19 protein-coding genes and 1 pseudogene are annotated in these 21811 nt (G+C 73.8%); 14 read left to right on the top strand and 6 right to left on the bottom strand.

Going from position 1 to position 21811, the window contains the following annotated elements; all coding sequences use genetic code 11:
- The first annotated feature begins 105 nt into the window (after positions 1 to 105).
- The 4 genes from V7E46_RS06160 to V7E46_RS06175 all read left to right on the top strand — a co-directional run bounded on the left by V7E46_RS06160 (position 106) and on the right by V7E46_RS06175 (position 4262).
- Positions 106 to 690: a MaoC family dehydratase gene (locus tag V7E46_RS06160; protein WP_443054021.1), complete on the top strand. Its 585-nt coding sequence runs from the start codon at positions 106 to 108 to the stop codon at positions 688 to 690.
- A complete protein-coding gene (locus V7E46_RS06165) occupies positions 687 to 2036 on the top strand; it encodes a peptide ligase PGM1-related protein (protein ID WP_333767451.1) in 1350 nt (449 codons plus the stop codon). The genes V7E46_RS06160 and V7E46_RS06165 overlap by 4 nt, the downstream gene beginning before the upstream one ends.
- 112 nt (positions 2037 to 2148) lie before the next feature.
- Positions 2149 to 3291 (top strand): glycine amidinotransferase, encoded by a 1143-nt coding sequence (locus tag V7E46_RS06170; protein WP_329172750.1) that lies wholly within the window; start codon positions 2149 to 2151, stop codon positions 3289 to 3291.
- 35 nt (positions 3292 to 3326) lie between these two features.
- Positions 3327 to 4262 (top strand): quinone oxidoreductase family protein, encoded by a 936-nt coding sequence (locus V7E46_RS06175; protein WP_333767452.1) that lies wholly within the window; start codon positions 3327 to 3329, stop codon positions 4260 to 4262.
- A gap of 191 nt (positions 4263 to 4453) precedes the next feature.
- On the opposite strand, the gene V7E46_RS06180 is transcribed toward V7E46_RS06175, so the two are convergent.
- Positions 4454 to 5719, bottom strand: coding sequence for an MFS transporter (locus tag V7E46_RS06180; RefSeq protein WP_333767453.1), 1266 nt, complete (start codon positions 5717 to 5719; stop codon positions 4454 to 4456).
- 202 nt (positions 5720 to 5921) lie between these two features.
- Here V7E46_RS06180 and V7E46_RS06185 point away from each other — a divergent pair, with 202 nt between their 5' ends.
- On the top strand, positions 5922 to 6242 hold the full coding sequence (locus V7E46_RS06185) for a hypothetical protein (protein WP_333767454.1): 321 nt from the start codon (positions 5922 to 5924) through the stop codon (positions 6240 to 6242).
- A gap of 35 nt (positions 6243 to 6277) precedes the next feature.
- On the opposite strand, the gene V7E46_RS06190 is transcribed toward V7E46_RS06185, so the two are convergent.
- The 3 genes from V7E46_RS06190 to V7E46_RS06200 are packed head-to-tail and all read right to left on the bottom strand — an operon-like array spanning position 6278 to position 9845.
- Positions 6278 to 7063 (bottom strand): phosphatase PAP2 family protein, encoded by a 786-nt coding sequence (locus V7E46_RS06190; RefSeq protein ID WP_333767455.1) that lies wholly within the window; start codon positions 7061 to 7063, stop codon positions 6278 to 6280.
- Between the two features lies 1 nt (position 7064).
- Positions 7065 to 8021, bottom strand: coding sequence for a YihY/virulence factor BrkB family protein (locus V7E46_RS06195; RefSeq protein ID WP_333767456.1), 957 nt, complete (start codon positions 8019 to 8021; stop codon positions 7065 to 7067).
- A complete protein-coding gene (locus tag V7E46_RS06200) occupies positions 8022 to 9845 on the bottom strand; it encodes a diacylglycerol kinase family protein (RefSeq protein WP_333767457.1) in 1824 nt (607 codons plus the stop codon). It lies immediately after the preceding gene.
- A gap of 327 nt (positions 9846 to 10172) precedes the next feature.
- Here V7E46_RS06200 and V7E46_RS06205 point away from each other — a divergent pair, with 327 nt between their 5' ends.
- Positions 10173 to 11000 carry a glycoside hydrolase domain-containing protein gene (locus tag V7E46_RS06205; protein WP_333767458.1) on the top strand — a complete coding sequence of 276 codons (828 nt, stop codon included), beginning with the start codon at positions 10173 to 10175 and terminating at the stop codon, positions 10998 to 11000.
- A gap of 227 nt (positions 11001 to 11227) precedes the next feature.
- Here V7E46_RS06205 and ggt read toward each other — a convergent pair whose 3' ends face one another.
- The gene (gene ggt, locus V7E46_RS06210; RefSeq protein ID WP_443054013.1) at positions 11228 to 13078 is read right to left on the bottom strand and encodes a gamma-glutamyltransferase; all 1851 of its coding nucleotides are present in this window, start codon (positions 13076 to 13078) and stop codon (positions 11228 to 11230) included.
- A gap of 546 nt (positions 13079 to 13624) precedes the next feature.
- Between ggt and V7E46_RS06215 the strand changes: the two genes are divergently transcribed.
- From V7E46_RS06215 to V7E46_RS06230, 4 genes are all read left to right on the top strand, one after another.
- A complete protein-coding gene (locus tag V7E46_RS06215) occupies positions 13625 to 13828 on the top strand; it encodes a cold-shock protein (RefSeq protein ID WP_033176054.1) in 204 nt (67 codons plus the stop codon).
- A gap of 247 nt (positions 13829 to 14075) precedes the next feature.
- Positions 14076 to 15605 carry a DEAD/DEAH box helicase gene (locus tag V7E46_RS06220; RefSeq protein WP_333767460.1) on the top strand — a complete coding sequence of 510 codons (1530 nt, stop codon included), beginning with the start codon at positions 14076 to 14078 and terminating at the stop codon, positions 15603 to 15605.
- Positions 15606 to 15672: 67 nt separating this feature from the next.
- On the top strand, positions 15673 to 15987 hold the full coding sequence (locus tag V7E46_RS06225; RefSeq protein ID WP_333767461.1) for an SCO5918 family protein: 315 nt from the start codon (positions 15673 to 15675) through the stop codon (positions 15985 to 15987).
- Between the two features lie 225 nt (positions 15988 to 16212).
- A complete protein-coding gene (locus V7E46_RS06230) occupies positions 16213 to 16416 on the top strand; it encodes a cold-shock protein (RefSeq protein ID WP_329172775.1) in 204 nt (67 codons plus the stop codon).
- Between the two features lie 72 nt (positions 16417 to 16488).
- Here the strand turns inward: V7E46_RS06230 and V7E46_RS06235 are convergent.
- Positions 16489 to 16902, bottom strand: a pseudogene (locus tag V7E46_RS06235) (LysR substrate-binding domain-containing protein); the annotation flags it as partial.
- A gap of 62 nt (positions 16903 to 16964) precedes the next feature.
- Between V7E46_RS06235 and V7E46_RS33830 the strand changes: the two are divergent.
- From V7E46_RS33830 to V7E46_RS06250, 4 genes are all read left to right on the top strand, one after another.
- Positions 16965 to 17036, top strand: coding sequence for a putative leader peptide (locus V7E46_RS33830; RefSeq protein ID WP_443054023.1), 72 nt, complete (start codon positions 16965 to 16967; stop codon positions 17034 to 17036).
- A gap of 346 nt (positions 17037 to 17382) precedes the next feature.
- Positions 17383 to 18612, top strand: coding sequence for an SfnB family sulfur acquisition oxidoreductase (locus V7E46_RS06240; protein ID WP_333767462.1), 1230 nt, complete (start codon positions 17383 to 17385; stop codon positions 18610 to 18612).
- 129 nt (positions 18613 to 18741) lie between these two features.
- A complete protein-coding gene (locus V7E46_RS06245; protein WP_333767463.1) occupies positions 18742 to 19902 on the top strand; it encodes an LLM class flavin-dependent oxidoreductase in 1161 nt (386 codons plus the stop codon).
- Between the two features lie 277 nt (positions 19903 to 20179).
- Entirely contained in the window at positions 20180 to 21538 is a 1359-nt protein-coding gene (locus tag V7E46_RS06250; RefSeq protein ID WP_333767464.1) for a GAF domain-containing SpoIIE family protein phosphatase, read from the top strand.
- Positions 21539 to 21811 lie beyond the last annotated feature (273 nt).

Genomic DNA, 21811 nt, shown 5'->3' on the forward strand with positions numbered 1-21811 from the left:
CCCCCCGGGGCCTGGGGGTGTGGGGCCCCCCCCCGGCGGTGGTAGAGCACCCCCCCCGCCGGCGCCCGGCCGCCCGATCCGGGCCCGGCCCGGCAGCAGCCGGCGCTGCTCACGGGCTACGAGCGGATCGGCGAGCAGCGCTACCGCGAGTCGGTGGGCTTCCACTACGAGGAGTTCACCGTGGGCGACGTCATCGAGCACCGCCCCGGCCGTACAGTCACCGAGACGGACAACGTGCTGATGAGCATGCTGGCCATGAACCTCTCCCCGCTGCACATCGACGCCGCCTACTGCGAGACGCTGCCGTGGGGCAAGCCGCTGGTCTCCAGCCTCGTGACGCTCAGCATCGTCGGCGGGATGACCGTGCGCAGCACCAGCGGCCGGGCACTGGCCAACCTCGGCTGGGACCACATCCGGCTGCCCGCGCCGGTCTTCGCCGGCGACACCCTCTACGCGCAGAGCGAGATCCTCGCCAAACGGCTCTCGCGCAGCCGTCCGGGCGAGGGGATCGTGTCCTGCCGGACGACCGGGACGAAGTCCACCGGCGAGGTGGTGCTGGTCTACGAGCGCAGCTTCCTGGTGCCGTGCAGGACCGGGGCAGCCGGCGCGGCAGCCGGGTACCCGGCCGTGCCCGACGCGCCGCCCGCCCCGCCGTCTCCGGCCGGGTCCGCACCGCGGGAGTCGGCGTGAGGACACTGCTGATCGGCAACACCCGCACCGAGGAGATGGTCGGCGACCTCGCCGCGCTGTCCCCGCAGGCCCGCGAGGCCGCCGGATACGGTGCCCACCGCATGCTGTGGTGGGCGCGCGAAGGGGACGTGCTGGTCCTGCCGACCCTCCCCGACGAGGCGTTCGCCGACTACGTCGCCGCGCTGACCGGGACCCCGCGCGCCTCGGTCACCGTCCTGGCCCCGGCCCCCGGCCGGCTGGGCTCCGGGCTGCTGACGCCGGACCGGCTGGCGGACCCCGCGCTTGAGGAGGCGCTGCACGGCGCGCTGCGCAAGGCCCAGGGCTCAGGACCGGCCGGCCTGCGGATCACGCCGGTCTACCCGGACGCCACCGTGGCCGACCTCGCACGCCGCCTCGGCGCCGAGGCGGCGCTGCCCGGCTTCGGCTTCCACGCCCAGGGCGGCAGCGCGCTGGTCAACAGCAAGGCGGCCTTCCGCGCGGTGGCGGCCGGCGCGGGTGTGCCGATCGCGCCCGGCACGGTGGTCATCGACCCCGGCGAGGCGGCCCGCGCGATCCGCGCCCTCCTCGGCGGGGGCCACTGCGCCATCGCCAAGCAGGAGTTCAGCGGCGGCGGGCTGGGCAACGAGATCCTGGCGCCCGCGCCCGGCGTCGAGCCCGCGGGCGCCCCCCGCGCGGTGGTGCTGCCCGACGGCGCGGCGATCGACGCGTACGTGGCGGAGCGCTGGCCGTGGCTGACCGAGGGCGGCCGGCACCGGCTGGTGGTGGAGCGCTACTACGCCGGGGCGGTGCCGGTGTACGCGGAATTCGTGGTCGCCGACCGCGCGGTCGAACTGACCGGCACCGGCGAGATGCTGATGGACCCGGTGGTCGTCGGCGAGATCGTACCGGCCTCGGCGAGGCTGACGGCCGACGCCACGGCCGAGTTGATCGCGGTCGGCCGGCACCTGTGCGAGGCGTACCGGGCGCTGGGCTACCGGGGCACGATCAGCGCCGACGCCTACCTCACCCCGCAGGGCGAGATCCGCTTCTGCGAGGCCAACGGCAGGATCACCGGCTCCACCCATCTGCACACCGTCATGGCCGAGCGCCTGGTGGGTCCGGCGGTGCGCCCGCGGCGGGTCCTGCTGGGCGGGGAGTGCGCCGCGCCGTCCTTCCCGGCCGCCGTCGCGGCGCTCGAGGCGGCCGGGCTCGGCTTCGACCCCGCGACCGGCACCGGCGTGGTCCTCGTGAACGACTTCGGGCCGGCGGCGGGAGCCGTCATGTACTGCGTCATCGCCGAGGACGTCGCGGGCGCCCGGGAGCGGCAGCGGGAGACGGAGCCGCTGCTGGCTCATGCCGCGGCCTGAACGCGCCACACCGCACGGCCCGTTGATCCGGGGCCGCCGCCGCGGGCGGCCCGGACGGCACCCCCCACCATGCCCCGCCCACCCGCAACCGACGCCGAGAGAAGGCCGAACCATGCTCCTGAACAGCTACGACAGTTGGTCCCCGCTGCGTGAGGTGGTCCTCGGATCCGCCGACAACTACACCTCGCACGAACGGGAGTTGTCCTTCGACATCTTCTTCCACGACGAGACGCCCTACAGCCGCATCTACTACCCCCGCCATGTCAGCCCCGGGGCCGGTCCGGCGAAGCGCTCCCCCATCAAGCAGCGGTATCTGGAGGAGCTGCGCGAGGACGTCGAGCAGATGGCCGACATCTTCGCCCAGCTGTCGATCACCGTCCACCGCCCGCTGTCGCTGGACGCGGCGACCGGCGAGGTCCGCACCCCCGCCTTCGCCGCCGCCGTCGTCCCGCCGCTCAACGTCCGCGACAACAGCATCGTGTTCGGCGACGAGATCATCGAGACGCCCCCGCTGGTGCGCTCGCGCTACTTCGAGACGCAGTTCCTCAAGCCGGTCTACGCCGAATACTTCCGGCGCGGCGGGCGCTGGACGGTGATGCCCCGCCCGATGATGACCGACGCCTCCTTCGACCTGTCCTACGTGGCCGAGGCGGGCAAGGCCGGCTCGCTCTTCGAGCCCATCTCCGACCCCCAGCCGTCCCCGTACGACACCGGGTTCGAGATGATGATCGACGGGGCGCAGTGCCTGCGGCTGGGCCGGGACGTGTTCGTCAACGTCTCCAACGCCAACCACGCGCTCGGCTGCGACTGGCTGGAACGGCACCTTGAGGGGCGCTTCCGCGTCCACCGGCTGCACCGGCTCGCCGACAGCCACATCGACAGCACCGTCCTGGCGCTGCGTCCCGGTCTGCTGCTGGTGCGCTCCCCCGAGGTCGCCGAGCGGCTGCCGAAGGCGCTGCAGAGATGGGACATGATCTTCCCGCCCGAGCCGGAGGACAACAACTTCCCCGACTACGACGACGACGACCTCATCCTCACCAGCCGCTACATCGACCTCAATGTGCTGTCGGTGTCGCCGGACACCGTGATGGTCAACGCCGCCTGCCCGGAGCTGGCCCGCACCCTGGAGGGCCGCGGCTTCACCGTGGTCCCGGTACGCCACCGCCACCGCCGGCTGTTCGGCGGCGGCCTGCACTGCTTCACCCTCGACACGGTCCGCGAGGGTTCCGGGCCCGAGGACTACCTCGACGACTGAGCACGCCGCCTGTCAGCCGACGAAAGGAGAAGACGATGCGGGCCGTGGTATTACGGCGCTTCGGCGGGCCCGAGGAGCTGCGGCCCGCGGAGCTGCCGGAACCGGAGGCGGGCCAGGGCGAGTCGGTCATCGACGTCACCCTGGCCGGACTCAACTTCGCCGACCTGGAGGTCCGCGAGGGCGTGTACGCGCCGCCGCGGCTCCCCGCCGTCCTCGGCGCCGACGTGGTCGGGCGGCGGCGCTCCGACGGGCGCCGGGTCGTCGCCCTGCTGCGCGCGGGCGGCGGCTACGCGCAGGTGGCCGTCGCGCGCGACGCGTACACGGTGGAGGTGCCGGCCGGTATCGACGACGCCCAGGCGGTGGGCCTGCTGGAGCAGGGGTGCACCGCCTACGGCGCCCTCGTCACCGCCGGGCGGCTGCGCCCGGGCGACAGCGTGGCGGTCGCCGCCGCGGCCGGGGGCGTGGGCCACCTCGCGGTGCAGTTGGCGCTCGCGCTCGGCGCCGGTCCGGTGGCGGCCGTCGCGTCGACCCCCGAGAAGCGGGCGTTCGTACGGTCGCTGGGCGCGCAGGTGGCCGTCGGCCGGGCCGAGGAGCTGGGCGAGGCGCTGCCGAACGGTGTCGACCTCTACCTCGACTCGGTCGGCGGCCAGGAACTGCGGGCGGGCCTCGCCGCGGTGGCCCCTTTCGGCCGGCTGGTGTCGGTCGGCGCACGCGGCGGGCTGTCCGACACGCTGGCCATGGACGATCTGACCGGCCGGTCCGTGGGGGTGCACGGCCTGTGGATGCAGCAGGTCCTGGCGGCCCCGCAGGTGTTCGCGCGTGCCTCGGGCATGCTGTTCACCCTGGCCAGGCGGGGACTGCTGACCGCCCGGATCGACCGCGTCGTACCGCTCGCCGGGGTGGGCGCGGCCCACGCGGCGATGGCGGCACGCGCGACGATGGGCAAGGTCCTGGTCGATGTGCGGGCCTGACGGGCGGTAGGGCAGGCGACGGCTCCGCGCGCCGGCGGCCGGAACGGACCGGGCCGTACGGGCGCGGACCGGGTGCGTACGGTCGCGGGCCGCGGGGCCGCGCTGTGCGGTCGTACGGTCGCGGGCGCCGGGTGCGTACGGTCGCTGCGGGGTCGTACGGCTAGCGGGCCGCCGGGGCGCACGGTCGCGCGTTACGCCGCCTGCTGGCCGACGGGTTCCGCCACGTGCGGGGGCGGCGCCGCGAGCCGGCGAAGTCCCGGTGTGGCGGCGCCGATCGACGTGACGGCGCCGATGCAGAGCAGGCCGCCGCCGACCAGGGCCGTCACGCCCGTCGTGGCGGCTGCCACGAGCCCGCCCGCCATGCTGCCGAGGTCGGGTCCCGCCTGCCCGACGATCTGCTCGGCGGCGGCGACCCGGCCGAGGAGTTCGTTCGGAGTGTTCAGCTGGACGATGGCGCCGCGGGACACCACTGAGACGGTGTCGGCCGCGCCGGCCAGCACCAGGCAGCCGAGTCCGGCCCAGGCCTGCGGCGAGAGCCCGAACAGCACCAGCGCGGCGCCCCAGGAGGCGGACCCGCCGAGCATTACCAGGCCGGGGCGCGGCAGCCGGGTGAAGGTCCCGGAGAAGACGGACGCGGCCACTCCGCCGACGGCTATCGCGGACAGGAAAAGGCCCAGGGTGCGCGGGTTGCCGCCGAAGCGCTCCTCGTTGATGAGCGGGAACAGGCTGATCGGCATCGACAGCACGGTGGTGGCCAGGTCGGAGAGCAGCGCCCCGCGGATGACCGGGGTGCGGACCAGGAAGGCCAGGCCGTCCAGCACGCCGTTCAGCCCCGGCCGGGTGGCCTCGTCGCCGGCCCGCATCGACGGCAGGCCCAGCGCCCCGTAGATCGCCGCGGCGAAGGTGAGCGCGTCGACCAGGTAGCAGGCGCCGACGCCCGGACCGCCGAGGATCAGCCCGCCCATCGCCGGGCCGAGCAGCATGGCGCTCTGGAAGGAGATCCGGTTCAGCGCCAGCCCGGCGGAGAGCTGGTGCGCGGGGAGCAGCCGCGGGACGAAGGTGCGCGAGGCCGGGCCGCTGCCGGCCACGAAGCAGAACTGCACCGCGACCAGGAGCAGCACCGCGGCGGGGGGTAAGTGCCCGAAGAACCCCTGGAGGGCCAGGAGCAGGGCGCACGCGGCCTGCCCGCTGGTCGCGGCCAGGTAGAACCTCCGCCGGTCGACCCGGTCGATGAGCGTCCCGGCGAAGAGCCCGAGCACGGTCAGCGGAAGCGCCTGCGCCAGGCCGACGGCGCCGGTCCAGACCGTACTGCCCGTCATCTGCCAGACCTGGTACATCACGGCGACGAGCGACATCTGGCTGCCGAACCCGGAGAGCGCCTGGCCGGCCCACAGCCGCCGGAAGGCTGGTGAGGACCGCAGCGGGGCGACGTCGAGCAGCGCGTGCCTCATGCCCATCCGGGGTCCTCCGTCGGCTTTTCCGGTGTCCGGCCCTGCACATCTCCTGCCAACGGCCGCCCTGCGCTGCCCCTGCCGCCCTCGGAGTATGCCGGGCACCGGGCGCCCCCGCCTAGACCGAAAGGCGCCCGTCACGAAGCGCCGAAACCGGGGCCGCTGAATCGGCTGGTCGCGGACGCGGTCCGTGCGCGAGGCTGGGCGTATGCCTCGACGTCTCATGTTCGTGCAGTTGAAGACCGGTTACGACACCGACCGGGGCCCCTCCTGGATCGGGTGGGTGGACTTCTCGAAGACCTGGAGCACCGCGTACGTCCGGGGGAGGACACTGCGGCGGTCAGGGGGGATGTCCGACGCGAACTTCCACGACGTCGGGACCGGCGAGGAGTTCTGGGTCTCAGGACCGAAGCGGGACCGCACCGACACCCGCTACGGCCCGTCCAGCCCTGACATCGACCCGGAAGCCGTCAGGGCCTACCGCGCCTTCCTCGACGGCGCGCCCCTGCCGGGCCGGCAGAACGGCTGACCGGCGGGAGGCGGGCCGCGCTCGGCGCACCGGCGTCAGGAGCCGTGCGAGTGGGGCGGTTCGGGCTCTGGGCGGTCGAGTTCCGGTTCCAGGCCGTCCGCGACCGGGGCGGGGCGGCGGCCAGCGTCGACCCGCCACACCTCGAAGGCCCAGGTCGTCGCGGACACCACCGCCAGGCCCAGCAGCCACCCGCCGATCACGTCGCTGCACCAGTGGACGCCGAGGGCCACGCGGGTGAAGCCGACACCCACCACGGCCAGCGCCGCCACGAGCCAGCACAGCCGGTGCGCGGCGCGCGGCACGAACGGGAGCAGGACCAGCAGGAAGATCGCGAAGGACGTGGTGGCGGTCATGGCGTGCCCCGAGGGGAAGGAGTAACCGGGCGCGTGCGCCACCGGGTCGGACAGGGCGGGGCGGGCCCGTTCGACGATCGCCTTGACCAGCACGCCGGTCAGCGCCCCGGCGCCGGCGGTCACCGCCGACCAGGCCGCCAGCCGCCAGGCCCTGCGGTGCAGCAGCCAGAGGGTGAGCAGGGCCACCGCGGTACGCAGGGTGCCGGGGCTGAGGATCCAGTTCGACACGAAGGAGAGTGCCCGCGTCCACTCGTGGTGGCGGACGGCGATGTGGTGCAGCCGGTCGGCCGCCCCGGTGTCGATGTCCCGCAGCGGCGTCCAGTGCGCCTCGACCAGGACGAGCAGGAGTCCGAAGAGCACCGCCGCCGCCGCGGCGCCGGCGGCCGAACCCAGCAGGTGGGCGCCGTACGAGCGGTCGGCCCTGCGGGTGCGGTCGCCGATGGACTCGGGTGCGTTGTGCGTCACCATGTCAGGCTCCCGGATCGGACGTGACCGGCCCGGGCCGCAGTGCGCGGGCCGCTTCCAGCTGGGCCGCGAACGACAGCCCGAAGAACAGCGCTATCGAGGTCAGATAGGACCACAGCAGCAGCGACATGAACGCGCTCAGCGGCCCGTAGACGGTGTCGAAGGAACCGCTCAGCCGCAGGTAGAGGGCCAGCAGCGCGGTCAGCGCGGCCCACAGGACGAGGGAGACCGCCGCCCCGAAGCCCAGCCAGGTGTAGCCGGGCTGCGGACGGCGGGGGGCGCGGCGGAAGATCACGCTCCCGGAGGCCAGCGCGAGCAGCAGCCCGGCGGGCCAGCGTACGACCTTCCAGACGTCCAGGGTGGTCCCGCCGCCCAGGTGGTAGACCGACACCACGGCGGACGCGAGGTCGTCCCCGGCGACCATGATCACCGTGGCCAGGCCCAGCGGCGTACCGGCCGTCAGCGCCATCACCAGGCCGCGGGTGTACTTCTGGCGGAAGGGCCGGTCGCGTTCGATCCCGTAGATCCGGTTCGCCCCGCGCTCGATCTGGCACATGCCCGTCGTGAGATTGACCCAGGAGAAGACCAGGCCGAACCACAGGGCGAACTGGGCACCGTCGCCCGCGTGCCGCCGGCTGCGTTCGAGGGCGTCTTCGACGACGTGCTCGCTCGGCCCCGCGGCCAGCTTGCGGATGGTCAGTTCGGCGATCTGTCCCACGCTCTCGCCGTGCACCGCCGTCGACAGCCCCACGAAGGCGATGGCCAGCGGGATCACCGCCAGCACGATCTGCAGGGCCAGCGCCCGCGCGTGGCTGAATCCGTCGGCGTACCGGAACCGTATGAAGGCGTCGCGCAGCAGCGTCCAGCTGCCGTAGCGGCGCAGCGCCGCCATCGCCTCGTCGGCCGACAGCTCGTCCTCGGACATGTCACGGGTCTGCGGGACCCGTGTCGCGGTACCCATTCATCCCTCCTGCTGGCGGAGTCCGGGGACCCCGGACCGCTCGGGGACCCCGGGGGCCTCGCGGCGGCCGGGGATCCTGGGGGCCCCGGCGCGCCCGGAGACCTCGGGCAGGAGGACGCTCAGCGCGCCCGGCACCACCCGCGCGGACAGCTGCCGTCCGGCGGCCACCGGGTCGCCGTCGATCTCGCGCGGCTGCCGGGTGCGCAGGACGAGATCGACCCGCCGGCACGCGTGGGTCTCCACACCGCCCGCGCCGGAGCGCCGGGAGGAGCCGTGCAGGACGTACGCGGCGGCGCCCAGCCAGCCGCCGAGGCCGCGCGGATCCAGCAGCACGACATGGAGCAGGCCGTCGTCGGGGCGGGCGTCCGGGGCGAGCGACGCGCCTCCCTGCAGCCGCCCCACGTTGGCGATCACCACCATGCGCGCGGTGCGCCGTACCGGCTCGCCGCCGTCCAGCCGCAGCGTCATCGCCGTACGGGGGACGCGCAGGGCGCGCACCGATCCCAGGGCGTAGGCGGGCCAGCCCAGGGCCGACTTCGCGCGGTCCGGGGTCCTTTCCATCAGCGCGGCGTCCAGGCCCGCGCCGGACATGGCGCAGAAGAGGGTCGGCGGCAGGTCGTCGCCCTCGATCCGGCCGAGGTCCACCGGCCGGGCCGTCCCGCCGAGGGCGGCGTCCAGCGCCCGGACCGGATCGAGCGGCAGGCCGAGGTTGCGGGCCAGCAGATTGCCCGTGCCGTGCGGGGCCACGGCCAGCGGCACGCCGGTGCCGGCCAGGGCCTCGGCGACCGCGCGGACCGTGCCGTCGCCGCCGCAGACGACCACCAGGGCGGCGCCGTCCGCCACGGCCCGCGCCGCCGGGCCGCCGCCGGGGTCCTCCACGGTGGTCTCCACGAACCGCGGTGCGGTGTGGCCGTACCGTTCCAGTACCAGCCTGATCCGGTCGCGGTCGGAGCCGCCGGTGGAGACGGGGTTGACGATCACGACGGTCGGGCCGGGCGCCGGCTCGGCGCTCTCGCCCGCCTCGGCCACGGCGAGGTCCACCGCGTTGCGCGGCAGCGGGGCCGGGGCGGGATCGGCGAACAGGACCGTCCGGCCGACGATCAGCAGCGACAGCGCGCCGTTGAGCATGCCGCCGGCCACATCCGTCGGGTGGTGCATGCCCCGGTACATCCGGCAGGTGCCCACCGCGAACGGCAGCAGCACCAGGAGCACCGCCACCGCGATCCGCCAGGGGCGGCTCAGCCGCCGTGTCCGGGTGAGCACCAGAACGGCGAGCCCGCCGTAGAGGGCGGTGGCCGCCCCGGTGTGGCCCGAGGTGTAGCTCGACGTCGGGGGTGAGTCGTCGAGCCGGTGCACCGCCGGCCGGTGGCGGTCCACCGCGGAGGTGATCGCCAGGAACACCAGGGCCTGGAGCGACACGCTCACCGCGAGGAAGACCGCCTCGCGCCACCTCGGCAGGACGGGCGCGAACACCATGGCCGCGCAGACCACCAGGGTGATCGCGATGATCGTCAGGGTGTTGCCGGCCTCGGAACCCCAGGAGGTGACGGTGTCGAAGGTCCCCGTGCGCACGTGCACGAACCCCTCGTTGACGCGGTCCTCCACCGTGAAGGGCCACACGTGCCGGGCGGGGCCGGTGATGAGCAGCCCGAAGCCGATCAGCAGCGCGGCCTGGCAGATGGTCAGCGCTGTGATGCGGCCGACGGCCGTGGCGGTGCCGGTGGTCAGGACGGGGAGGCGTCCGCCGGGCGACGCAGCGCCGGGTCCTCGGCTCGGACTCCGGCCGGAGCCCGGGGCGGTTCGGCCCGGAAGTGCGGTTGGCATGGGTTCCCCCCTGTTGGACGAGTGCGCCGGAGCGGCGGCGTACGCGGAGGCCGGTTTGTGCCTCTCCGAGCCGCTACCCGCCATCGGCCCGTGCAGGCCGAACAGAAATCCCGGCGTCTGGACCGGCGGTCGGCCGCGGCGGTCCGGCGCAAGCGCGGGGACGGGCGCGGGTGGGGTCCCGCGGGCACGTCGGCGACCTGGGCGGCGCCCGGGACCCTGGCGGCGGCGCGGCGCTGCGAACCCTCTACTATCAGGGCGTTCGGCGTGGCCGAGCCGTGAGGGGAGCGTCGGCCGCCGGGTGCCGCCGACGGAATGAGGGTGGGGATCGTGGCCAAGCATCGTTTGTCCAAAAGGGGCCGGTACATCGCCTGGGCCACGGCGGGTTCCGTAGTCGCCGCGGGGGGCGTCGTCATGGCGCAGACGTCGATGGCCGCGACCACGTGGCCCGCGCAGAAGACCTTCACCGGCCGCGCCTTCGACGCCTGCGCGGCACCCTCGCTGAACGCGATGAAGGCGTGGAAGTCCGACGCCTATTACGGAGCCGCCGCCGTTTATGTCGGCGGAAAGAACCGCGGCTGCGCGCAGGCCAACCTCACCGCGTCCTGGGTGAAGTCGGTCAACGCCGCGGGCTGGAAGCTCATACCGATCTACGTCGGCGCCCAGCCGCCCTGCCAGACCGGCTCCAGCCCGGAGAAGCTCACCGCCGCCACGGCCGCCGCGCTCGGCGCGAGCGACGCCAAGGACGCGGTCGCCAAGTCCGCGGCGCTCGGGATGAAGGCCGGCTCGGCGATCTACCTCGACATGGAGCCGTACGCCATCACGAACACCTCGTGCAACACCGCCGTGCTGACCTACGTGCGCTCCTTCACCAAGACGCTGCGCGCCAAGGTCTACCGCGCCGGCTACTACGGCTTCGCCACCTCCAGCGCCAAGGCGGTCGCCACCGCGGCGGACAGGACCGACCTGCCCGGCAACCTCTGGTACGCGCTGTGGGACGGCAAGGCCACCACGACGGACTGGCCCTGGGACCCCAAGCTGTTCACCGGCCACAGCCGCGGGCACCAGTACACCGCCAACAGCAAGGAGACCCGCAAGGGCTACACCATCACGGTGGACCGCGACGCCTGGGACGGGCCGGTCGCCATCGTCGGCTGAGGCCGAAGGTCCGGCGCTCCTGGCGCCGGCACGGACGAGGTCGCCGCGCAAAGTACCCCGGTCCTCGCGGTGGAGGTCCCAGGCCACGGGATACCGCCATGACGCCAGGTGACCAGGTGGCGGGGCTGTACGCGGCGGGGGCCGCCGGCCGGACAGCGGGCGGCGGCTACGGCCGCGGGCCACGCCCGCGGCCGTAGCCGCCGCAGAGGTCGTGGCGGGGCCGGCCCCTACCCGGCCGGGACCACCACCATCGCCGACCCGCCGCCGCGCCGTACCGGCTCCGCCGCAGCCAGCCAGCGGCCGTCCGCGAGGCGCTGGACGCCGGTGGCCGCGCCGATCTCCGGGTTCTGGACGAAGTGGTGGCCGATGCCCTCCAGGTCGGTCTTCAGCGGGCTGTTCCACAGGGCGGGTTCGAGTTCGGTGTTCGCCGCGTTGCGCTGGCTGGCGCGGGGCGCGGCGATCGCGTCGACCAGGGGCAGGCCGCGGTCGACGTGCTCGGTGAGGACCTGGAGCACCGTGGTGATGATGGTCGCGCCGCCGGGCGAGCCGATCGCGAACTCCGGGCGGCCGTTCTTGAGCACGATGGTCGGGGAGATCGACGAGCGCGGGCGCTTGCCGGGTCCCGGCAGGTTGGGGTCGGGCACGGCCGGGTTGGCGGGGACGAAGGAGAAGTCGGTCAGCTCGTTGTTGAGCAGGAAGCCGCGGCCCGGCACGGCGATCGCGCTGCCGCCGGTCTGCTCGATCGTCAGGGTGTAGGCGACGACGTTGCCCCACTTGTCGGCCACGGTCAGGTGCGTGGTGTTCTCACCCTCGTACGTGGTCGGCGCGGCCGTTCCCGTGCCGCCGCACGCGGCGGGGTGGGCCGGGTCGCCCGGGGCGAGCGGGCTGGTCAGCACCGCGTCGTCCTTGATCAGGCAGGCCCGCGAGTCGGCGAACCGCTGCGAGGTCAGCCCGGCGGTCGGCACCTGCTCGAACGCGGGGTCGCCGACCCAGCGGCCCCGGTCGGCGAACGCGATCCGGCTCGCCTCGATGTAGTGGTGCAGATACTGCACCTGCGAGGCGTTCTTGAGGTCGGTGTGCTGGAGGATGTTCAGCGCCTCGGCCACCGACGTACCGCCGGACGAGGACGGCGCGGGCCCGTACACGTCCAGGCCGCGGTAGTCCGTGTGGGTCGGCGCCTGCCTCTTGGCGGTGTACGCAGCCAGGTCCGCTGCGGTCAGGTCGCCGGTGCGCACCACGCGGGTGGCGGCGGGGTCCACCGGGGGCTTGCGCACGGTGCTGACGATGTCCGCGCCGATGTCGCCGCGGTAGATGGCGTTGATCCCCTTGCGGCCCAATTCCTTGTACGTGGTCGCCAGTTGGGGGTTGCGCAGGGTGGAGCCGACTGCCGGGGGCTGCCCGCCGGGCAGGAAGAGCGCGGCGGTGGCCGGGAAGTCCTTGAACCGGGCCTGGTTGTCCGCGGTCTGCGAGTTGAAGGTCGCGTCCACGATGAAGCCGTCGGTGGCGATCTTCTCGGCGGGCTTGAGGACGTCGCCCAGCGAGCGGCTGCCCCAGGAGTCCAGGGCGGTCTGCCAGGTGGCGGCGGTGCCGGGCACTCCGACGCTGCGTCCGCTGGTGACCGCGTCGGCGAAGGCCAGCGGCCGGCCGTTCTCGACGAAGAGCTGGTCGGTTGCGCTGCGCGGTGCGGTCTCGCGGCCGTCGATGGTGAAGACCTTGTGCTGCTTGGCGCTGTAGTAGACGAAGTAGCCGCCCCCGCCGATGCCCGAGGAGTACGGCTCGGTGACGCCGAGCGCGGCGGCGGTGGCCACGGCGGCGTCCACCGCGTTCCCGCCGTGCCGCAGCACCTCCACACCGGCCGCGGTGGCGTCGGTGTCCACGCTGGCGACGGCCCCGCCGTACCCGACTGCGAGCGGGGCCTTGGCAGGCGGCGAGCCCGGATGGCGGTGCGCCGGCGCGGCGGCGGTGAGGGCGCCGACCACCGCCGTGACGGCGAGCGCGGACACCGCCCCCACGGCCCGCCGCCGTACATCGTGCCTGGTTGAATGCGCGTCGGGGTACCTGCGACGATTGCGTCCCATTTACGGAGCCTCCACTCAACGACCGTCCCGGCAGCCTAACTTCACCTCAGCCGCCACGTCAGGAGCACGCCGAAGAGTCCTGTAGGTCCCGAGTTATTCTGTCGCCGCGGCAAGAGATATTCGACTTCCCGATTGCGTGGCGCCGTACGATCGCGATCTCTCCCGGTCACCGCACGTACCGCCGCCGGGCGCAGCGGCCGGCGCCACTTGGCCGGACCCGGGGCGCAGCGCCGCGTTCCGACCACAGCACACCTGGGCGGATACGTAAATCTGATGCCGCAGGCACAGAAATTCCCGCAGGCCGCGTGGAGCCTTTTACGTCCTTGCCGGCACAGCAATCAAAAGGGTCGGACATAATCGCCGCCGCGTGCTATGGTTCGTATCAGTTGCAGTTGTGGTTCCCAAAGACTTCAAGTGCCCTCGCCGCCACGAGCGGCGGGAGCGCTTTTGTATTTCCGGTTGTTTTTCCGGATGGGGTAATCATCACGGCGACGCGGGGTCCGCACAGTGCGGGCTCCGGGTACTGCCCCTGAAGGAGAATGTAATATGGCATCTGGCACCGTGAAGTGGTTCAATGCGGAAAAGGGTTTCGGCTTCATCGAGCAGGACGGCGGCGGCGCTGACGTCTTCGCCCACTACTCGAACATCGCCGCCTCCGGCTTCCGCGAGCTGCAGGAGGGCCAGAAGGTGAACTTCGACGTCACGCAGGGCCAGAAGGGCCCGCAGGCGGAGAACATCGTTCCCGCCTGACGCTGACGCGCACAGCAGGCCGGGGCCCGCACCTTGGGGTGCGGGCCCCGGCCTGCCGCATTACCCGAATGATTCCCGGGTCCGCGGCGACAGCCGCGCATCCCGCCGGGCACCCTGCCCCCGTACCTCCCGGGCAGGCCGCCGCCCGCTTCGCAGCATTCCCTTTCATCGGTTCGTTCTTGTGTTCCCAGTCGCGGCTTGCGCCGCCCGGGATTCCTCGACGTACCGCATCGAGGAAAGGTTCTCCATGAACCGCACGTACCGCACGACCGATCGCTCTTCCCGCAGCCGTTCCGCCGGCTCCACCGGCTCCGGCCGCGGCGGCTACCGCGGTCAGGCCCCGAGCCGTTCCGGCGGGCCGTCCCGCTCCGGCGGCTACGGAGGCCGCCGCCCCGCGGCGGCGCAGGGGGAGTTCGCCCTGCCCGTCACCCTCACCCCGGCCCTGCCCCCGGTGGAGACCTTCGCCGAGCTGGACCTGCCGCCCGTACTGCTGACGGCGCTGGGCCGGCAGGGGATGGCCGTGCCGTTCCCGATCCAGGCCGCCACGCTCCCCAACTCGCTGGCGGGACGCGACGTGCTGGGCCGCGGCCGTACCGGCTCCGGCAAGACGCTGGCGTTCGGCCTGGCGCTGCTGGCCCGTACCGCGGGGCGGCGCGCCGAGCCCGGTCAGCCGCTGGCCCTGGTGCTGGTCCCGACCCGGGAGCTGGCCCAGCAGGTCACCGACGCCCTCACCCCGTACGCCCGCGACCTGCGGCTGCGGCTGGCCACCGTCGTCGGCGGCATGTCCATCGGCCGTCAGGTCAGTGTCCTGCGGGCGGGCGCCGAGGTCGTCGTGGCGACTCCCGGCCGGCTCAAGGACCTCATCGACCGCGGTACGTGCCGGCTGGACCAGGTCGACATCACCGTGCTGGACGAAGCCGACCAGATGGCCGACATGGGATTCATGCCGCAGGTCACCGCCCTGCTGGACCAGGTGCGCCCGGGTGGCCAGCGGATGCTGTTCTCCGCCACCCTGGACCGCAACATCGACCTGCTGGTGCGCCGCTACCTGACCGACCCGGTCGTGCACTCGGTCGACCCCTCCGCGGGCGCGGTCACCACGATGGAACACCACGTCCTGCACGTGCAGAACACCGACAAGCAGGCCACGACCACCGAGATCGCGGCCCGCGACGGCCGGGTCCTGATGTTCCTGGACACCAAGCACGCCGTGGACAAGCTCACCACGCACCTGCTGCGCAGCGGTGTGCGCGCGGCGGCACTGCACGGCGGCAAGTCGCAGCCGCAGCGCACCCGCACACTGGCGCAGTTCAAGAGCGGTCACGTGACCGTGCTGGTCGCCACCAACGTGGCCGCCCGCGGTATCCACGTCGACGACCTCGACCTGGTCGTGAACGTCGACCCGCCGAGCGACCACAAGGACTACCTGCACCGCGGCGGACGTACCGCCCGGGCCGGCGAGTCCGGCCGCGTCGTCACCCTGGTCCTGCCCAGCCAGCGCCGCGAGATGACCCGGCTGATGGCCACCGCGGGCATCACCCCGCAGAGCACGCAGACCCACTCGGGGGACGCCGAACTGACCCGTGTCACGGGCGCGCGGACCCCCTCCGGTGTACCCGTCACCATCACGGAACCGGTCGCGGACCGCACCAAGCGCAGCTCGTCGTCCTCGCGCGGGCGGCGCAGCCGCCCCGCGCAGGCCCGGCGCTCCACCCGGCCCACCGCGGCGCCGGCGGGAACCTCACAGCGCCGTTCCGCCCTCAGTCCGGCAGCATGAAGCCCGCAGGACCGTCCCCCTCAGGCCGCACCGGCTCCCGCCCCGTCCCCCTCATCTGCGAGGACCCATGCGCTGCATCATCGCCCGTTTCGCCTTCGACCTGACCAAGAGTGACGTGCAGGCGTCGATGAAGGGCATCAAACCCGAGCCGATCACGGGCGAGTCCGTGATCATCAGCCGCCGCCACTACCCGGTCAAGCAGGTCGGGGAGGTCATCACCCGGCAGGACCGCCGCGACTTCAGCGCCGCCGAGGTGACCCGCGCCCTCCACAACCTCGGCTTCACCTGCCGGAGCGCCACCCCTGACGCTCCCCCCGCCGCCCTCGGTCCGCTCCGGACAGCATCCTCGCTGCTGGGCGTCGGACACCTGTCCGGCCACTGACCGGGCCGGTTTCCGCGGACCCGGGAGCCCACCCGGCCGTCTCACCTAGCCGTCGGGCCGCCGATCGTTTCGGCGGCCCGGCCCCTACCCGAGCGGGATTACCAGATCTCATCCTCGTCGACATTGTGAAAGTGCACCCATACCACGATTCAGGCACTCGCGCGGTACCAGAACCTGCCCTCGCGACACCGCTCTCGTGCGCGGCAGTGCACGGGAAGGCATGACATGGCTATGGGAACGGTCAAATGGTTCAACGCGGCCCGGGGGTTCGGCTTCATCGAGCAATCCGGCGATGGCGCCGACGTATTCGCGCACTTCTCCCATCTCGTCGACCCAGGACTTCCCGGACTGGTCGAGGGCCAGCGGGTGACGTTCGACGTCACGCAGAACCCGAAGGGTCTGTACGCCGAGAACATCGCGTGCGCCTGACCACCCCACATCGCCGGGCTTGACCACGCAGGCCCCGCCGTACGCCGGTCGGAGCAGCGGTGCGGGCGCTCCTTACGCCAGCCGCGCCGGCCGATGGGCGGCGGCGCGCTCCACGAAGACCTGGTGGAGTTCGTGTGCCGCGCGCGGCACCGAGCCGGACAGCCGGCGCTGCGCCACCATCAGCACCTCGGTCGCGTCGTCGGCCACCGGCCGGCGGACCAGCGCGCCGCTGCGCTCCAGCGGGTCGCCGATCACGCTGAAGTCCGGCAGCACCGTGGCACCCAGCCCCTCGGCCACCATCAGCTTGCCCATCTCGGCGCCGTCGGTGGAGTACGAGAAGGACGGTGTCCGGCCGGCCAGCAGCCGGTGCACGTAGCGGTGCACGACACAGCCGACCCGCATCACGACCAGCGGTTCGGTCAGCAGGCCGTCAACGCCGTATCGACCGGCGCCCGCGCGGACGCCTAGTCTGGCGGTCGGACGGAGACCCGCATCGACGGCATGCCGGGGTCCGGCCCGTGACGGCTAGGAGTGAGGAAGCGATCGGTATGCGCGGCATCCTCACCAAGCGGCGCCATATCGACCTCGCGCGCGTCGCCAGCGCCTGCTGTTGCCGCTGAGCACCGCTCCCGCCCGCTGTGGCGGACCCCGCCGCTCACCACCGCGTCCCGCCGCGCGCTGAAACCGCGGTCGGCCCGCACGGCTTGCCCTCGCCCGGGACGCCGTCCGCCCCGCAGGACCGGATCGCACGCCGCCGCCGTGCCGGCACCGCACACGTACCGGCCCCTCGGCTGCGCCCCGTGACCGGTGCTGTCCGCGAGGGGTGCCCCGCACCTCGTCCAGGGCTGGCTCATGCGGGACCGGCGCCTCACGGCCGGCGACGACGGCCCCGTGACGGCCGGCCCCGCCGCCGCGCCAGGCCGCCACCCCACCTCTCGACCGCCCTCGACTCCCAGGAGGCCTTCCGTGACCGCTCCGTCCCGACCCCCGACCGCTACGGCGTCCCGCAGGGCGGAGGTGATCGCCGACGACGCGGAAGCGCTCGCCGTCGCCGCCGCGCTCGCCGCCGAATTCCGGGTCGGCGCCGCCCGCCGGGACGCCGAACGCGAGCTGCCGCGGGCCGAGCTGGACCGGCTCACCGCCGCCGGGCTGCTCGCGGTCACGGTCCCGGCGGCGCACGGCGGGGCGGACGTCGGCCTGGGCACGCTCGCCGAGGTCTTCCGGCTGCTGGCCACCGCGGACGGCAGCCTGGCGCAGATCCCGCAGAGCCACTTCGCCTACGTCAACGTGCTGCGCGCCCAGGGCACGCCCGCCCAGCAGGACTTCTTCTTCCGGGAGCTGCTGGCCGGCAAGCGGTTCGGCAATGCGCAGTCCGAGGCCGGCACCAAGCACGTCCAGGACATCCGCACCCGGCTGGAGCCCGGCGCCGACGGGACCGGATACGTACTGACCGGGGTCAAGCACTACGCCACCGGCGCGCTGTTCGCCGACTGGATCCCGGTGCTGGCCAGGGCCGGGGACGAGGGCGCGCTGCACGTCGCCTACGTGCCCGCCGACGCGCCGGGCGTGACCGTGGTGGACGACTGGGAGGGCATGGGCCAGCGCACCACCGCCAGCGGGACCGTACGGCTGGAGGACGTCGCGGTGCCCGCGGACCGGGTGGTGCCGCACCACCTGACCTTCACCGGGCCGCAGCTGCACGGGGCGGTGGCCCAGTTGCTGCACGCGGCGATCGACGCCGGGATCGCCGGGGGCGCGCTGGCCGAGGCGGTGGACTTCGTCCGCACCAAGAGCCGCCCGTGGTTCGAGAGCGGATTCGACACCGCGGCCGAGGACCCGCTGCTGATCCAGCGGGTCGGCGAACTCGCCCTCCAGGTCAAGGCCGCGGACGCGCTGCTGGCCGCGGCGGCCCGCGCGGTGGACGCCGCCCGCGCCGAGCTGACCGACGACAGCGCCGCCGAGGCGTCCATCGCGGTGGCGGCGGCCAAGGCGTTCGCGGCGGCCGCGGCGGTGGAGGTCTCGGGCGCCCTGTTCGAACTGGCGGGCACCCGCTCGGCCGCCGACTCGTTGAACCTCAACCGCTACTGGCGCGACGCCCGCACCCACACGCTGCACGACCCGGCGCGGTGGAAGGTGCAGCACATCGGCCGCTACGTGCTGTCCGGCACCCGCCCGCCGCGGCACGGCCTGCTGTAGTCCCGCAGCCTGCCCGCAGGCCACGCCCGCTGTACACCCGCGGCCTCACGCGGCCCGCGGGCCACAGTGGCGGGCGCCCGCCCCCACCAGCCGCACACCGAAGCCGCTGACCCCGAACGGAGATCTCTCGTGACCCTGACCTTCCACTGGTTCCTGCCCACCTACGGTGACAGCCGCCGGATTGTCGGCGGCGGCCACGGCACCCCGGCCGGCGCGGCGGGCGGCGACCGGCCCGCGACGATCGGCTACCTCACCCAGATCGCCCGCGCCGCCGAGGACCTGGGCTTCGTCGGCGCGCTCACCCCGACCGGGGCGTGGTGCGAGGACGCCTGGCTGACCACCGCCATGCTGGCCCAGACCACCGAGCGGCTGAAATTCCTGGTCGCCTTCCGCCCCGGCTCGGTCTCCCCCACCCTCGGCGCGCAGATGGCCGCGACCTTCCAGCGGCATTCCGGCGGCCGGCTGCTGCTCAACGTGGTCACCGGCGGCGAGAGCCACGAGCAGCGCGCGTACGGCGACTTCCTCGACAAGGACGCGCGCTACGCCCGCACCGCCGAGTTCCTGCACATCGTGCGGGGGCTGTGGGCCGGCGAGGCGGTCGATCTGGCCGGCGAGCACCTGCGGGTGGAGGGCGCCCGGCTCAGCCGGCTGCCCGACCCGGTGCCCGAGGTGTACTTCGGCGGTTCCTCGCCGGCCGCGGGCACGGTCGCGGCCCGCTACAGCGATGTGTACCTCACCTGGGGCGAGCCGCCGGCCGCCGTCGCGGAGAAGATCGGCTGGATCCGGGCGCTGGCCGACAAGGAGGGCCGCCGGGTCAGGTTCGGCATCCGGCTGCACGTCATCCCGCGCGACACCGCCGGGCAGGCGTGGGCCGAGGCCGAACGGCTGCTGGCCGGCTTCGCCCCCGAGACCATCGCCGCCGTCCAGGCGGGCCTGGCCCGCAGCGAGTCCGAGGGCCAGCGGCGGATGCTGGCACTGCACGGCGGCAGCACCGCCGACCTGGAGATCTCGCCGAACCTGTGGGCCGGTATCGGCCTGGTACGCGGCGGCGCGGGCACCGCGCTGGTCGGCAGCCACACCGAGGTCGCCGACCGTATCGCCGAGTACCACGCGCTGGGCATCGACGAATTCGTCCTGTCGGGACACCCCCACCTGGAAGAGGCGTACTGGTTCGGCGAGGGCGTACTCCCCCTGCTCCAGGCCCGCGGGCTGTGGACCCACCCGCTCGACGAGACCCCCGGCGCCCGCGACACCGCCACCGCCGAGACCCCCTTCGCCGGCCGGAACTGACGCCGGCGGGCGGCGGGACCGCGGTCACCCCGGCGACCTGTTCCCGCCGGCCCGCCCCGGCGCCCGCCGCGTGCGCGTCCCTTCCGCCGTCCGCGGACGGCACCGAACTCCGAGGCCACCGGCCTGCCGGCACCGGGCGGCACGCCTCGGCGGCCGGGTCCTCATACTGGGTGGTGCGCAGGTGTTCGGGTGGCCGCGGCGAGGAGCTGACAGCGGCCGGGGCGCGTGGTTGGCTGGTGTGCGCGGATCGCATGTCACCGGATGAGACGGGCAGGGCGTGGCGGGAGCGGCGGAGTATCCCGGGGGCGTGCGGGCGGACGGTTTGCCCGCGGTGCTCTCGGACCGGGACAGGCTGGCGGCGCTGGAGGCCAGCGGGCAGGTGGGCAGCGCCCCTGAGGCGGTGTTCGACGACCTCGCGCGGCTGGCGACGTCGGTGACCGGGTGCGGTATCTCGGCGGTGACCTTCGTCGGCGAGACCCGTACGTTCTGGAAGTCGGTGCCGCACCTGCCGTACGGGGACGCGGAGTCCTGGCAGAACGCGGTGGGCGACAGCTTCTGCTACTTCCCGGTCGGGATGAACGGCCCCTTCATCGTCGAGGACGCGGAGAAGGACCCGCGTACGGCGGGGCATCCGGCGATCGGGCCGTGGGGAGTGGGCGCGTGGGCGGGCTTCCCGATCGTGTCCGCCGACGGGCAGGCCATCGGCAGCATGTGTGTGATCGACGCGAACCCGAGGGTGTGGACGGCCGGCGAGCTGGAGACGCTGGCGATCCTGGCGCGCGCGGTGTCCAGCGAGGTCAACCTGCGGGTGTCGCTGAGCAGTACGCGCAACGCCCTGACCCGCGCCCAGGACGCGCTGGAGACCGTGCAGGAGGCGCTGGACACCTCCAAGGAGCTGGCCCGCAGCCTGCAGGACAGCCTGCTGCCCCCGCTGCTGCGTCCGGTGCCGGGCCTGGACGCCGCCGCCCGCTACCTGGAGGCCAGCGGCGACGTCAGCGTGGTCGGCGACTTCTACGACCTGTTCCAGGCCCGCGGGCCGTGGTGGACCGCGGTGATCGGCGATGTGTGCGGCAAGGGCACGGAGGCGGCGAAGGTGACCGCGCTGGCCCGCTACACCCTGCGCGCGGACGCCGGCGAGCACCTGTCGCCCGCGGCGGTCCTGGACCGGCTCAATGCCGCGATGCTCGCGCAGCGCGCCCCGCGCTACCTCACCGCCGTCCAGGCCACCTTCCGCACCACCCCCGCAGGACTGGCCGGACGGCTGTGCCTGGCCGGGCATCCCCCGGCGCTGATACGCCGCGCCGACGGCCGGGTCCAGCAGGTCGGCACCCCCGGCTCCCTGCTCGGCGTGTTCGCCCCGGTACGCCTGGCCGACGTCCGCTTCCGCCTGGCTCCCGGCGACCTGCTGCTCCTCTACACCGACGGCGCCTGCGAAGCCCGCCCCGACCCGGACAGCCCCAGGCCCCACCGGCCGATGTTCGACGAGGCGGCCCTCGCCCGTACTCTGGCCGACACGCGCGGCCTGGACGCGGCCGGCACCACCGGGCACATCGCCGCGACCCTGGCCGCCCACCACGACGGCTGGGCCAGCGACGACACCGCCCTGCTCGCCCTGCGCGTACCGCCGCGCACCTGAGGGGGCCCCGCGCCGGCGTGCGGCCGTACGCGGTGAGCACCTCCCGCACGGCCTCGACGCGCTCCTCCCACCGCGGGTGCGGGCACGCCGGCTCAGTTCAGCCACGCGGGCGGCAGCGAACGGATGTCGCCCGCCCTGCCCCGGCCGGAAGCTCCCTGCGTGTCCCGACCAATCCGTATGGCGAGTGGTCACGAAGTCGTGGTGTGCCGCCTGCTGACCGATGCGGGTACGAGGAGAGAGGGGGCGTGATGGCGACGGATCGCATCGACACCC

The organism is Streptomyces sp. IBSBF 2435 (genome assembly GCF_036815005.1).
Lineage (GTDB): Bacteria > Actinomycetota > Actinomycetes > Streptomycetales > Streptomycetaceae > Actinacidiphila.

What these genes read in the sequence shown, in the direction of transcription:
- V7E46_RS06170 (WP_329172750.1), top strand. Translation starts at nt 2,149, where the DNA reads ATGCTCCTGAACAGCTACGACAGTTGGTCCCCGCTGCGTGAGGTGGTC.
- V7E46_RS06175 (WP_333767452.1), top strand. Translation starts at nt 3,327, where the DNA reads ATGCGGGCCGTGGTATTACGGCGCTTCGGCGGGCCCGAGGAGCTGCGG.
- V7E46_RS06180 (WP_333767453.1), bottom strand. Translation starts at nt 5,719, where the DNA reads ATGGGCATGAGGCACGCGCTGCTCGACGTCGCCCCGCTGCGGTCCTCA.
- V7E46_RS06185 (WP_333767454.1), top strand. Translation starts at nt 5,922, where the DNA reads ATGCCTCGACGTCTCATGTTCGTGCAGTTGAAGACCGGTTACGACACC.
- V7E46_RS06190 (WP_333767455.1), bottom strand. Translation starts at nt 7,063, where the DNA reads ATGGTGACGCACAACGCACCCGAGTCCATCGGCGACCGCACCCGCAGG.
- V7E46_RS06195 (WP_333767456.1), bottom strand. Translation starts at nt 8,021, where the DNA reads ATGGGTACCGCGACACGGGTCCCGCAGACCCGTGACATGTCCGAGGAC.
- V7E46_RS06200 (WP_333767457.1), bottom strand. Translation starts at nt 9,845, where the DNA reads ATGCCAACCGCACTTCCGGGCCGAACCGCCCCGGGCTCCGGCCGGAGT.
- ggt (WP_443054013.1), bottom strand. Translation starts at nt 13,078, where the DNA reads ATGGGACGCAATCGTCGCAGGTACCCCGACGCGCATTCAACCAGGCAC.
- V7E46_RS06215 (WP_033176054.1), top strand. Translation starts at nt 13,625, where the DNA reads ATGGCATCTGGCACCGTGAAGTGGTTCAATGCGGAAAAGGGTTTCGGC.
- V7E46_RS06220 (WP_333767460.1), top strand. Translation starts at nt 14,076, where the DNA reads ATGAACCGCACGTACCGCACGACCGATCGCTCTTCCCGCAGCCGTTCC.
- V7E46_RS06225 (WP_333767461.1), top strand. Translation starts at nt 15,673, where the DNA reads ATGCGCTGCATCATCGCCCGTTTCGCCTTCGACCTGACCAAGAGTGAC.
- V7E46_RS06230 (WP_329172775.1), top strand. Translation starts at nt 16,213, where the DNA reads ATGGCTATGGGAACGGTCAAATGGTTCAACGCGGCCCGGGGGTTCGGC.